We start from the raw sequence: 13,049 nt of genomic DNA, 5'->3' as shown, positions 1-13,049 counted from the left end.
TTTCCCCCGGCACATAATATCTTCCATGGTAATGGAAAAGCCGTCGGCTGTTCGCTGACGGCTTGAAAAAATGGCGACTTGTTCGCTGCAAGTCACTCCGGCCAATGTCCGCGCTTCGGATAGCGAGGCTTCGGAAGCCTCCAACGGCGAATCTGGATGGCACGGCTCCACGCGTAAGAGCCGGAACGCATACCCTTGGCCACGGACTGCTCGCCGAACTTCTCGATGAGCTTCTTCTTGAGTTTGCGCCACATAATCACCACATCGATGATCACGGCGAACAGATAAACGTACATAATCAGCATGAGCGGCAATGCCATGGCAGGCCACGCATAGGTAACGATCATGGAACCGATAAGGATGATGAACGCCACCGGGATGAAGAATTCTCCCAGATTGAAACGGGCGTCGACATAGTCGCGGATGTAGACGCGCCATGGCAGACGCTCCGATTTCGGCATATGGTTGATGTCACCACTCTGCATGGCATCGTATTCGGCGTTTTCACGCGCGCGCATACGGGCTTTCGCAGCCTTACGGCTCGCCTCGCGATCCTTAGGTACGAGCGGACGGAGGTTCTGCGCCTGGGCGTCCTTGCGTTTCGGGGTCGGACGGCCTTTGCCGGACGTCGGCTTTTCGCTTTGGTCCTCAGCGGCCTCCTGAGCAGGCTGCTCCTTCTTGCTAAACAAACTCATGCCTATAGAGCGTAAGGTGACGTATCGACGCCCGGCAAAGTCCCCGACACCGCTTCTGAAACCGGTTGGACGGGCCATGGCAGCCGGATACAATAGTCACTCGTTAACGAAATTCGACCGCGTCCATGACGCGTACATATGTTGTATAGGGAGTATCGGGATTATGGCAGATTCACGTGCCGAGGAGATTCGCGCACGCGTCGAGGCGGATTTCAGCCGCATCGTCGACGTGTTGAACAAGAAGATAGCATTGCAATCGATTTCCGCGAAAGGCATCACCGCGGATCATATGAAACGTTCCGCCGAATTCGTTGCGGAGCAGCTACGCGAGGTCGGCGTCGACGCCAAGGTCGCGCAATCGCGCAATCCTGACGGCACGCCGGGCGCATGGGAAGTCATCGGATCGAAAATCGTCGATGACGACGCACCGACCGTACTGCTGTATGCGCATCATGACGTGCAACCGGTGCCTGATCCGAACGCATGGAACACCGATCCGTTCGTCGGCACTGAAATCGACACGCGACTGTACGGTCGTGGCGCCGCGGATGACGGCGGCGGAATCGCGATTCATTCCGGTGCTCTGAAGGCACTGGGCGACGAACTGAAGGTGAACATCAAGGTGTTCATCGAAGGCGAAGAGGAGATGGGCTCGCCGAGTTTCATCCCATTCATTGAAGACCACAGGGACGAGTTCGATTCCGATGTGATCATCGTGGCCGATTCTGGCAACTGGTCCGCCGAGATTCCGTCGTTGACCACCTCGCTGCGTGGCAACACCGATATCGATGTGCATGTCAAGGCTTTGGAGCATCCGGTGCATTCCGGCCAATACGGAGGTCCGATCCTCGACGCGAACACGCTCGCGGCGATGCTGATTTCCTCCATGTATGACGAAAACGGCGATTTGGCGGTGCCTGGCATCGCTTCCGAAGAACCGGTCGGCGGTCTGCAGCGCGATATGGATGAGGCGACCGTGCGCGCGGATGCGGGTACCGTCGAATCGTATCGTTTCGCCGGTACCGGCTCGTTGGCTTCCCGTCTGTGGACCAAGCCGAGCGTCACCGTCATAGGTTTCGACGCGCATCCTGTGGAAGGATCCTTCAACGTCATCTCCCCCGAGACCACGTTCCGTCTGAGCCTGCGCACCGCGCCGAACCAGCGTCCGGAGGAGGCGCAGGACGCGTTGGCCTCGTTCATGGTGGAGCACGCGCCGTTCGGTGCCGAAGTGTGGGTGGATAAGCTTGACAACGGCATGGGCTGGGCCATGGATCCGGATGCCGAAGCCACCAAGGACGCCATGGACGCCATGGAGGAGGCCTTCGGTGTGGCTCCGGTCAACAAGGGCGAAGGCGGCTCCATTCCGTTCATTCCGGAATTGCAACGCATCTTCCCGAAGGCGCAGGTACTTGTCACCGGTCCGGAAGATCCGAAAGCCAACGCACACAGCCCGAACGAATCCATCAGTTTGCCGGCATTGAAGAACAACGTCATCACCGAGGCACTGCTGCTTGACAAACTCGCCAGATAGTCATTTGCCCGCGGATGGGATTCCATGAATCCGCATTGACGAAAAACGCTCCCCGCGTCATCCTTATCAGGACATTCGCGGGAAGCGTTTTTTCGAATCAGGCATCCGACCATCAGCTGGATACGTTGTCGAACGCCCAATGCCAATAACCTGTGCAATATGCCGTGATCAATGCGATTGCCGGCACGGCAATGCAGATGGCATAAAACAGCCAGTCGGCCGCATGCAGTCTCGATTCCCTCGCCTGGCTACGCGGCGCGTCGGAGCCGAACCCTCGGGCTTCCATGGCGGTGGCGAGTTTCGTACCACGTCTGATGGAGACGACGAGCAGGCTGAATGCCTGTGAGAAAACACGTTTGATGGTACTGCCGTCGCCAAGACCACGCGAACGACGCAATTGGCCGAGCGCACGCCAATCGTCCTGCAGCAGTGTGAACATGCGCATACCAGCAAGACCACCATATACGAAACGTTGCGGCAGATGCAGAATCTGCACAAGACCGTCGGCGAGATCGGTTGGATCAAGGCCCAAAGCCAGAATCACGCCCGGCACTGCAATTGCGGCGACACGCAGGAACGTGGCCAACGCCAGATAGAGAGAGCCTTGGGAGACAACGATTATTCCGCCTAGGTTGATCAGCACCTCGCCGGAGGTCTTGCCGTACAATGCCACGGAGATGAAGCTGCCCGCGGCCGCTATCCAAACGGGCCAGGTCTTACGCAGTACCGTCCAGGGAGCCACGCCGCCGATCCACAGCAGAAGCATCTCCAATCCGAACGCCACGGACGCCGAAACGACATCCAGTGTGAAGAACATCGGAATGCACAGCAGCAGGGCACCGATGAAGCGACTCACCGGATTAAGCTTCGCCACGAACCATGACGGTGACGCCGGCTTCGCATCCTTGCGGCGGTTCTTGTGGGACACCACGGTGATGGTCTCCACCTGTCCGTTCACAGTCTGTCCGTCGTTATTGTTGACCTCTTCCATTTCACTCCCCCACGCTGACCAGAATGCGACGTGCACCCAACGCCGTAATGAGCGGCTCGTCATGGGTGATCATGATTACCGAGCACCCTTGATCGCGTACGCCGGCGATAAGCCGGACCATGCTGGTCCATGTGACGAAATCCTGCCCGAACGTCGGTTCGTCCATGACCAGTACTTTCGGTGCAGCGGCAAGCATGGACGCCACAGACAGCCTTCTTTTTTCACCGCCCGACAGGGTGAATGGGTTCGCCTTGGCGAAACGGGAGAGCTGCAGCCGTTCCAGCAGCGTGTCCGCAATGGCATATGCCTCCGCATCGGACTTTCCCATGGTTTTGGGACCGATGGCCACTTCGTCGCGTACAGTGGCCGCCACGAACTGGTGTTCAGGTTCCTGGAACACCATGCCGACACGGCCCAGCAATTCACGGCTTTTCCATGTGGTCACATTATTCTCACGATGGTCAGGCACAAGATTGTCCACCATGCATACCCGTCCGGCAATCGGCTGGAGCAGACCTGCCAGAGTAAGACCAAGCGTGGATTTGCCCGCACCGTTCTGACCAATCAACGCGGTCACCTCGCCGGCATGGAATTGCAAATCGACATGCTCGCCGAGAGGGGAATCATAGCCGAAGCTCAAATCCTTCGTGTACAGCACTACATCATGTGGCTCACGGTGCTCTGGGCGGGGCGCGTGGCTTTCTATGGCACGTCCCGGAACCCATGCTCCACCATCGGCAAGCGTCCGCGACATGCGGCCAAACACCTCATCCGGAGCGCCATCGGCTATCACTCCACCGACGTGCGAATCCTTCTCAGGCTTGCCAAGCACGATGACGCGGTCCACCAAGTCGAGCCACACGTCGATGTGGTGCTCCACCACCACCAGCGTCTCATGGGTCTGCTCGAGCACACGGCGGACGGCATCGTGCACTTCCTTGACACCATCCGGGTCAAGATTGGCGGTGGGCTCGTCAAGCAACAACAGTCCGGGATGCATGGCCAACACGCCAGCCAGTGCAAGACGTTGGCGTTGGCCGCCGGAAAGCCCTCTCGTCGAACGGTCGAACGGCATGTAGTCGAGTCCGACAAGATCGAGAGCAGCCCGAGCTCGACGCCAGATCTCATCCTTCGGCAGATTCAGATTCTCACAGCCGAATGCGGTGTCATCGCCTACTCGTTCCAGAATCGTCTGCGAATCAGGATCCTGAAGCACAAGACCGCAACGGCCACGCGTCTCGCGGGCATCGACGCCGTCGATAAGCAGCTCGCCTTCCCGCTCGCCCTCATCATCGCCGCCAAGCACGCCGGCCATGCCGGACATCAACGTTGATTTTCCCGCCCCGGAAGCGCCGAGCAGCAGCACACGCTCCCCCGGCTTGATGTCGAAGTCGACATGCCGCAACGCGAAATCCTTACGTGAGGCATGTCTCCATCCCCAATCATGCGCGGTCACCCGGGCCGCGGTCATATTCTGAACATCAGTAGTCATTCATCGCCCTTTCTGTTGCCCACCATGCCGTATCTCCCCATCATGTCCTGCGATGACACAAGAAAAATCCCGCAACACCATAGCGGCATGCGGGATTCACTCCTCATCGGCAGGTCAGACCAGTTCCTGCGTGCGACCGGATTCGAAACGGTCAAGCACACCGGTCTTGGCGATGGCCACCTGCAGGAAATACATCACCACACCAGCAAGCACCGCTCCAGAGATGATGGACGTGCCTAGGTAGATGCTGACACGCAACGCGTTCCAAGCCGGATTGGTGAGCCAGTAGTACAGACCACAGCCGATGCCCGCGAGAGCACCAGAAATGGCAGAGGACAGTGGATTCCACTTCTTGTATGCGAAGATCGCGAAACCGATTTCGGCGCCAAGTCCCTGCATGATGCCGACAATCAGGGAGCCGCCGACGCCCCACTGGTTGCCCATGGTGAGTTCAATCGCCGCGGCAAGGGTCTCCGCGAACAGCGCGGCACCGGGCTTGCGTACGATAATGGCGGCCAGAGGACCGGCGAACAGCCAGAAAGCGTTGAGCAGTCCCTCAAAACCGGGGGTCACAGCTTCGAAGATGGCCAAATGGAGCGGTACAGACGATGTCCCATCCCCAGAAAATCACGCCGGATGCGACGGCGATGATGGCGGTCACGACGATATCGACCACACGCCACTTGTTGCTGTGCTTGCGAATTGCGGAAGACTGTTCTTGCTCAGTCATAGGAAATGCGCCTTTCTCTCTTAGATAAGGCACGGGCATTCGGATGACGTCCGTGCGCCGGCATTGTCCGGTATACGTTCATACGGTCGAAGCGGTTGCTTCTTCTCAGCCATATAGCCCCCGTGTCTGGCCCCGACATTACATGCATCCCAGGATATACGCCGGAATCGTCTCACTTCGTGATTCGCCGACGATATGTGAATCGACGGCGAATCACTCAATCGGAACCCTAGGCCGGCATGCGCATCAGCGCTTCGGCAAGTCCTTTGAATGTCTTTCCGATACCGTCCGTACGCAACGCGCCTTCTTCGGTCAACACGGCCGGACGTCCCGCCTCGCCGGTTTCACGCAATTCGGGCTCCAGCGGAAGCTGCGCGAGCAACGGCACATCATAGCCGAGACTGTGTGTCAGCTGTTCGGACACTCGCATGCCTCCTCCTTCTCCAAAGATGCGCAGTTTCTCACCCTTGTGCTCGTAATAGCTCATGTTCTCCACGACGCCGCGCACCTTCATCGGCACCTGCAACGCCACCAGACCGGAACGCACCGCGATGTCGGAAGCGGACGGCTGTGGCGTGGTGACCACCACCAATTCGGCGTTCGGCAAGGCCTGTGCCACGGAAATCGCCATGTCGCCGGTACCAGGAGCCAAATCAAGCAACAGCACGTCGGGTTCACCCCACCACACGTCGGCCAGGAACTGTTCCAACGAACGCTGCAGCCGCGGACCGCGCCACAGGATGGCCCTGTCAGCTCCGGCGAACATGCCGATGGAAATCAGTTTCACACCCCATGCACTGACCGGCATGAGCATGCCATTCAGGTTCGTGGGCTGCGAATGCACGCCGAACAGCCGTGGCAGTGAGAAACCGTAAATATCCGCATCGATGGCGGCGGTATCGTAGCCGAGCGCCGCGAATGTGGCCGCCAGATTGGCGGTGACGGACGATTTGCCCACACCGCCTTTGCCGGATGCGATGGCGAAGATACGGGTTTTGATGCCGGGCTTGTTGAACGGATTCTGCTTGCGCTCCGATTTGAGGCCCGCCACCAGTTGGCTGAGTTTGTCCTGGCTCATGGAGCCGACTTCGATGCTGGGTACCAGTGTGGCGTCGGGATATGAGACAACCGCTTCATTGATTCGGTCGGTGATGGCCTGCGACAGCGGGCAACCCTCCACGGTCAATTCCACCCGCACGCGCACGTCGTACGTGTCGTCTCCACCTGTCACCGGCGTGACATCAATGGCAGCGATCATGCCCAAATCGGTGACGGACCTGCCCAATTCGGGGTCGATCACCTTGCTCAACCGTTCATAGATGCGCGCTTCGATGGTGCGCTCGTCGCTCATGTTTCCTCCTTGTGCCGCGTACCAGAGTAGCGGGTCGCGGCACGGCATGCCAGATATTGCGGCGGTTATTCCACAGTTCCCGTGTCAAGCAGTTGTTTGAACTGGTCCTCATTGAGCATGGGAATACCCAATTCTTCGGCCTTCGTGGCCTTCGACCCGGCATTCTCGCCGACGACGACCCAATCCGTTTTCCTGCTGACTGATCCCGCTGCCTTGCCGCCACGCAGAACGATGGCTTCCTTGGCGGAATCACGAGAGAAGTCCTCAAGTGAGCCGGTGACCACCACTGTTTTGCCGGACAGAGTCTGTGGCAGGCCGCTGGTCTGAGCTTGTCCCACTCCCACGCCGGCGGCCTTCCATGCGTCGAGCACAGCCCCGCGCCAGTCGCCGGGCTGTCGAGCGGCCGCGAACCATTTGACCACGGATTCGGCGATTTCCGGACCGATGCCGTCGATCTGCGACAGTTCATCCTCCGTGGCGTGTTCGATGGCATCCAACGTTCCGAACGCGCTGGCGATGGTACGTGCAGTGGGCGGTCCCAGACGACGGATGGACAGCGCCACCAATACCCGCCACAGGTCGACGTGCCGGGCCTTATTCATTTCGTCCAGCATTTTCCGGGTGTTCTCCGCCGGGCGGATATACACCGGTTGTACGCTGGACGTTCCTCCGCGCATTACCTTCGTTTCCTCACGGACCACCACGGCATCGTCCGGCACGACGTATTGCGGATACTCCGCATTCGTATCGACATCAGTCTCCTTACGTTTGCGCGCCGGAGTCGGTGTCGTCCAAAATGCGGGCACCTGATGCCATAAGCCGGATCCACCCACGCGTTTGCGTACTTTCCTGGTCCTGCCGTTCGATGCGGTCGATTCATGGATCTCGATGATCGGCGCCTCACGCCACACACGCACGTCTTTGAGATCATCGGCCGTCAATGAGAACAATCCGGCCTCACTGGACAGCACCGGCGTCTGCGGAACGGGCAGCTCGAGACCCATTGCCGGTTCATACGGTTCCGGCTCTTCGCCAGGCTTCACAAGAATCTCGGTGATGTTCGGCGCGTAGGTGTCGATGGAATCCGGGCGGTCCTCCTCCGGATTCGTCAATGCGATGGCGGACTGGTCTCCCAGATGTTCGATGTCGAACGCCTTGCGTGACGCAAGGTTGATGATGCGTTCGGTCAGCTGCGCCGGGCAGGATTCCACATTAGGGCAACGGATGTCCTTGTCCCCTTCCTTGGCCGGGGCGAGTTCGGTGCCGCAACTCGGACAGTGCGTGGGCATCACGAACCTGTGCAGTTTGTCCTCTCGTCCCTTGCGGCGTTCCAGCACCGGGCCGACGAGTTCGGGAATGACATCGCCGGCTTTGCGCACCACCACGGTGTCTCCTATGAGCACGCCTTTGCGTTCCACTTCGAATGGGTTGTGCAATGTGGTGCGGGATACGGTGGAACCGGCCACATACACTGGTTTCAATATCGCCACCGGAGTCACGCGTCCGGTGCGCCCCACCTGCACGGTGATGTCAAGCAGTTCGGTGTTGACTTCTTCCGGCGGATACTTGTAGGCGATGGCCCAACGCGGCGCGCGTGATGTGGCGCCCAGGGAACGCTGCAGGCCCAGATCGTCGACTTTCACGACGATGCCGTCGAGCGCGTGCTCGATGTCACCTCGGTGTTCGCCGTAATAGTCGATCATGTCGAGGATTTCCTTGAACGACGTGACCTCGCGGTTGTGGGGAGAGACCGGGACGCCCCACTTTTTGTACAGTTCGTAGGCTTCGGACTGGTCGTTGACCACATCATGGCCGTCTTTTCCACGTCCTTCGCCCCAACGCAGCGAACCGATGCCATGCGCATAGAAGCTCAGGCGGCGAGTGGCGGTGATGCGCGGATCCTTCTGTCGCAGGCTTCCCGCGGCGGCGTTGCGCGGATTGGCGAACGGCGCGCGGCCAGCATCCTCGTTCTCGGCATTCAGCGTGTGGAAATCGTCCCAACGCATGAACACTTCGCCGCGAATTTCCACGAATTCGGGAATGTCCTCTTTGGGACCGGCAAGATTCTGCGGAATGGTGGATATGGTGCGCACGTTGAGTGTGATGTCCTCACCGGTCACGCCGTCGCCTCGCGTCAATCCCTGTTCAAGCACGCCGTTGCGGTAGATGAGGTTCAACGCAAGACCATCGATCTTCACCTCACAGGTCATGGGCAGCGGCTTCGATTCCGGCCAGTCCAGTCCCTTGAGCACCCCGTCGTACCATTCGCGTAGCTCTTCAAGGGAGAACACGTCATCGAGGCTCATCATGCGTGAGGGGTGACGCACGGAAGCGAAGTCATTGGAGAACGTGCCACCCACACGGTGGGTCGGTGATTGCGGCGAGTCAAGGGATGGAAACTGTGTCTCAAGCGATTGCAGGCAACGCAGACGGGCATCGTACGCGGCATCGGAGGATACGGGAGCGTCGTCGATATAATATGCGATTTGGTCCGATTCCACCCAAGAGGCCACGCGCGCCCACAGACGCGCGGCCTCTTCGGCATTCAACGAAGCCACGTCAAGTTTGTCGAGGCGCATCGCATCGGCATCGGTCGGCTGCAATGCCGCAATCCATTGCTCACTGCCAGGAGCGAAGGAGATCAATCCCTCATCGGCCACGACCGCCGTGGAATCGCCGGCGCTTTCCGGAGCGTCGAAATCCCACGCCAGCTGTTCGGAATCATCACGACTCGTCATTTCCACCGCTTTCCATTCGTTGCCGTCACGTCGCATCCGCAGGCGCCCGAATCGGCATCCATCATCATATAAATGTTCGATTTATCGTCGTCCGACGTCAGTTGTTCAGAGAACGCAGGAACTGCATCTGCACCACATCCGTGCCGTCGCGGTCCTCATAATCCATACGCATCGCCGCGACCGAGAGAGTACGGGCCGGCACGAACATGCCTTCGTCCACGCAGACACGCGCAGCTTTATGCATCAGCGGAGCGACCGGCGTGTTCGGCCATACCGGCAAGCCCGCGTCGGAAAGCACGTGGATGGCTTCCTGCACATTCGTCGGCACCGGTATGCACTGCGATTGGGCGCGTCCCATCAGCTCCTGCAACTCACCTTCCAGCATGGGAATACGCCCGGGAGCGATTTCCTCGCTCATGATGTACGCGGCGGCCGCGATGTCGAAGCGGTCGCACATCCATTCCGCATAGGCAAGCCGGTAGTAGGCGAACGACGCGTCCTCACGGTCGAGGGCTACGTTCAGCGCATTGAGACAGGCCGCACGCGCCGGATCCCAATCCTCGGCGCGTCCCAGCTGCACGGCGAGCTTGAGATGCGACAGCGGGTAGGCGGGCGCATAGCGGACCATGGCGTTGAGATGGGGCAGGGCCGCGTCGACGCCTTTGACCTGCGCGAGCACGTCCGCAAGCTCCATGTGCATATAGAACAGGTTGTCGGGAATGAGCACCGTACGTTCGTCCTTGGTGGCGAACATACGGTTGTAGATGACGCGTTCCGCGTATGAATTGAAGTAGCGGGGCACGCCGGGGTTCGTCTCGAACGTCTGGTCCATGCGATCCAACGCCGCCTGGGCGGTTTCGATGGCCTGGTCGATCTCGCCGGAGAACAGCAGGTCGCGGGCCTTGAGCCTGTCGGCATCAAGCGAGTCGGCAAGCGCGAAGGAGAAGTCGGGGGTGTCGTTGCCGTCGATCAGCGCACTGGTGACCTGTGGGGCCAGCTCGGTCAGTTCGGGGTCACTGATGGCGTTGATGATGTCCATGGCTTGTTTGGCCTTGTCGACCGATTCGATACCGTCGCTTTGCGCGAGGCGATGGAATTCCCCTACCGCACGTTGCAGCAGATCGGCGCGTTGAATGGACAGTCCCATCATGTCGTCGCAACCGAAGAGTTGCGCGGTGCGGTCATTGAAACGCAGGTCGGAAAGTTCGGGCTCCTCTTGGCTGCCGGCTGGCGAGAATCGACTATCTCGCAGGTCGAAAGTGGCGTCGATGGGCTTCAGCGCTCCAATGCTATCCACGTCCATTTCGGCATCGAACATGCGGTAAGTTTCGGTGGGGTCGGCAAGTCCGTTGGTTTGGATTCGTTTCAGGAATTCGTTTCGGGTGAAGGTGACGGTGACAAGGTTGCGCACGGTCGGGTTTTTGCGCAGCTGCGCCATTGGGTCGTCGTCTTCGTCGGGCAGACCGTTGGCCTCGTCCATGTTGGATTCCGACTCGTGTGCGGTGTCATTGTCGCCGTCAGTGGAACCATCCGGCACTTCGAACGCCATTTCGTCGAAGTCGATGTCTTTCATCAGATCTTCGAATCGGCTGTCGAGCGTGTCATCCGCGTCCGTATGGTCGGACGTGCCGGTGTCATCCGGATCCGTGATGATTTCGCTGGTCCGGGGCAGGGTCGGCCGTGACGGGTCGCCGTGGAAGTCACCGTCTTTCGGATCGGCTTTGGATCCGGCCGTGCCCATGTCTCCGGTGCGGATGCGCTCGAAGGCGCTGAGCGCCTCGCTCATCAGCTCGCTGATGGCGGAGTCCTGCTCGGCGACGGCTTCCTCCAGCCCGATCGAGTCGATGTGCATGGATACGTTTTCGACATTCGGGTCGGCACCGAAGCTCAGTGCGGCCATCATGAGCCCAACGCGCAGATTGTAGTCGGCGCTCATACGCGCGCGTTCGGCGGCGGTCAGGTCCACCCAAGTATGGCGTGGGGCATCATATCGGGTGGATGGCATCATGGATACGCCGGCTGAGGTGAAGCCGATCGCGACCTCGCCATCGTTGAGGTTGCATCTGAAGTCGACGTCGAACCGGTATGGCAGGCGCATGCTGCGCAACAGACGGGACATGGTCTGACGGTATACCCATTCGGAGCCTCCGTCCGCGCTGTGGTCATCTCCCAGCGTGTTATTCGTGGTCGCTTCCGCGATTTCCCGTCTGAAGTCGCCTGCGATGTCCACAAGGCGGGCGGCCGCGTGGATGCCGTCATCCTGGTTCGGGTCGAGAATCGCACCGAACCGGTCATCCGGTTTCAGTGCGATCAACGCCGGGTTTTGCAGTAATGCGAAGTCGATTTGAGCGGCTTGGGCTCGTGTGACAGTGTCCTCCGTGGGCAGGCTTCCGACGCGCGCGTTACGTTCCAGCCATGAGCTGACCGCGGCGAAACGGTTGAGATTTCCTTCAATGTTGAGCGCGTGGAGCGCTGCGGGGAACGGCAGTGACGAGTCCCATGCGAAGAAGTAGCAACCGGAGTAGCTGGACGTGTACAGGTGCAGGGGTTCGGCGCCGTGCACTGATTCAAGTCCTTGGACGGCGTCGATCGCGTGCGCCTCGCGCATCAGGTCGGCGAAATAGTCTTCCAGTCCGGAGACTCGCATGCCGTGCGAGCGTGCGCTCATGGTGTCGCGAATGGAGCGGCGGATAGCGCCCATGGGGGCCTCGCGGTTGAGCCTGCGGAAGATGTTGCCGGAGCCGAAGCCGATGAGCAGACCGTTCATCTGGGGCAGCATGTATGCGGCGAAGAATGCGATGGTGATGGCGTCCCGGTATTCGAGGTCGAAGCGCATGTCGGCGGGCAGGTTGGCGCGCATCTGCTCGAGCGTGTAGCGGTTACCTGTTTTGAGCCAGGAGGCGAGCCACATCATGCGGCCGCCTGTCATGCGTCCCACAACGCCGCCTTGTGTGGCATGAACCGTTTTCGGCTTGCCTTTGACCGGATGTCCGAGTCTTGGACCATCGGCCAAGGTGAGCGTCTCCTCCTTGACGAAGACAAGACGCGGCTCTAGCTCCTGCGTATCCATGTCCGGGTCCGTGCCGGCGAAGACACGTGCCTTGCCGTCGGCAAGCGCGATCTGCGCGAAGTGGTCGTTGTCGGTGAATAGTCCGATGGAGAATGCGTGGCCGTGGGCTTGTGGCAGTTGGGCCCATCCGAGGCGTAGGTTTCCCGGCACGTCGTTGAATCCGTCGATGATGTGTCGTTTGACGAGCGGGTTGAGTCGGATGGCGTTGCGGGTAAGTTCGCCGATGATGTCGTCGGGCTTGCCGAGTGCCTTTCCGAAGGGGTTGGCGTGGCTGTGTTCCGTTTTGGTCTGGTTGATGATTTGGCGCACACCTTGCCTGACGCGTTCGAGCATGGTTCGGTTGCGTTCCGGTTGGTTTGCCGGAGCAGATGGTGTGTGGTGAGACATGTGTGCCATTCTTTCAATCCGACGCGACATAAAGCCATTAGAATAATGACGTGACTTTTTCGAA

7 protein-coding genes and 1 pseudogene are annotated in these 13,049 nt (G+C 59.6%); 1 reads left to right on the top strand and 7 read right to left on the bottom strand.

The features are described 5' to 3' along the window. Positions 1-92 precede the first annotated feature (92 nt). Positions 93-695, bottom strand: coding sequence for a DUF3043 domain-containing protein (locus AC1ATL_RS03725; protein ID WP_476568577.1), 603 nt, complete (start codon positions 693-695; stop codon positions 93-95). A gap of 163 nt (positions 696-858) precedes the next feature. Between AC1ATL_RS03725 and AC1ATL_RS03720 the strand changes: the two genes are divergently transcribed. After that, positions 859-2,226, top strand: coding sequence for a dipeptidase (locus tag AC1ATL_RS03720; RefSeq protein WP_432623825.1), 1,368 nt, complete (start codon positions 859-861; stop codon positions 2,224-2,226). Positions 2,227-2,338: 112 nt separating this feature from the next. On the opposite strand, the gene AC1ATL_RS03715 is transcribed toward AC1ATL_RS03720, so the two are convergent. The 6 genes and pseudogenes from AC1ATL_RS03715 to AC1ATL_RS03690 all read right to left on the bottom strand — a co-directional run bounded on the left by AC1ATL_RS03715 (position 2,339) and on the right by AC1ATL_RS03690 (position 12,931). Further along, positions 2,339-3,217 carry an energy-coupling factor transporter transmembrane component T family protein gene (locus AC1ATL_RS03715; RefSeq protein WP_476568575.1) on the bottom strand — a complete coding sequence of 293 codons (879 nt, stop codon included), beginning with the start codon at positions 3,215-3,217 and terminating at the stop codon, positions 2,339-2,341. Position 3,218: 1 nt separating this feature from the next. Further along, entirely contained in the window at positions 3,219-4,709 is a 1,491-nt protein-coding gene (locus tag AC1ATL_RS03710) for an ABC transporter ATP-binding protein (RefSeq protein ID WP_476568573.1), read from the bottom strand. A 114-nt stretch (positions 4,710-4,823) separates the two neighbouring features. Further along, positions 4,824-5,439, bottom strand: a pseudogene (locus AC1ATL_RS03705) (ECF transporter S component). Between the two features lie 229 nt (positions 5,440-5,668). Then, the gene (locus tag AC1ATL_RS03700; protein ID WP_476568571.1) at positions 5,669-6,790 is read right to left on the bottom strand and encodes an Mrp/NBP35 family ATP-binding protein; all 1,122 of its coding nucleotides are present in this window, start codon (positions 6,788-6,790) and stop codon (positions 5,669-5,671) included. A gap of 65 nt (positions 6,791-6,855) precedes the next feature. Further along, the gene (gene ligA / locus AC1ATL_RS03695) at positions 6,856-9,528 is read right to left on the bottom strand and encodes an NAD-dependent DNA ligase LigA (RefSeq protein WP_432623817.1); all 2,673 of its coding nucleotides are present in this window, start codon (positions 9,526-9,528) and stop codon (positions 6,856-6,858) included. 97 nt (positions 9,529-9,625) lie between these two features. Next, positions 9,626-12,931, bottom strand: a complete 3,306-nt coding sequence (locus AC1ATL_RS03690; protein WP_476568951.1) for a tetratricopeptide repeat protein — start codon at positions 12,929-12,931, stop codon at positions 9,626-9,628. Positions 12,932-13,049: the final 118 nt, after the last annotated feature.

Source organism: Bifidobacterium sp. LH_743 (assembly GCF_056355775.1).
Note: the sequence above shows the minus strand (reverse complement) of the source record. Positions and strands in the feature narration are given on the sequence as shown.

Coding starts and splice junctions, on each gene's coding strand:
- ligA (WP_432623817.1), bottom strand. CDS start 9,528: ATGACGAGTCGTGATGATTCCGAACAGCTGGCGTGGGATTTCGACGCT.
- AC1ATL_RS03700 (WP_476568571.1), bottom strand. CDS start 6,790: ATGAGCGACGAGCGCACCATCGAAGCGCGCATCTATGAACGGTTGAGC.
- AC1ATL_RS03725 (WP_476568577.1), bottom strand. CDS start 695: ATGAGTTTGTTTAGCAAGAAGGAGCAGCCTGCTCAGGAGGCCGCTGAG.
- AC1ATL_RS03720 (WP_432623825.1), top strand. CDS start 859: ATGGCAGATTCACGTGCCGAGGAGATTCGCGCACGCGTCGAGGCGGAT.
- AC1ATL_RS03690 (WP_476568951.1), bottom strand. CDS start 12,931: ATGCTCGAACGCGTCAGGCAAGGTGTGCGCCAAATCATCAACCAGACC.
- AC1ATL_RS03710 (WP_476568573.1), bottom strand. CDS start 4,709: ATGACTACTGATGTTCAGAATATGACCGCGGCCCGGGTGACCGCGCAT.
- AC1ATL_RS03715 (WP_476568575.1), bottom strand. CDS start 3,217: ATGGAAGAGGTCAACAATAACGACGGACAGACTGTGAACGGACAGGTG.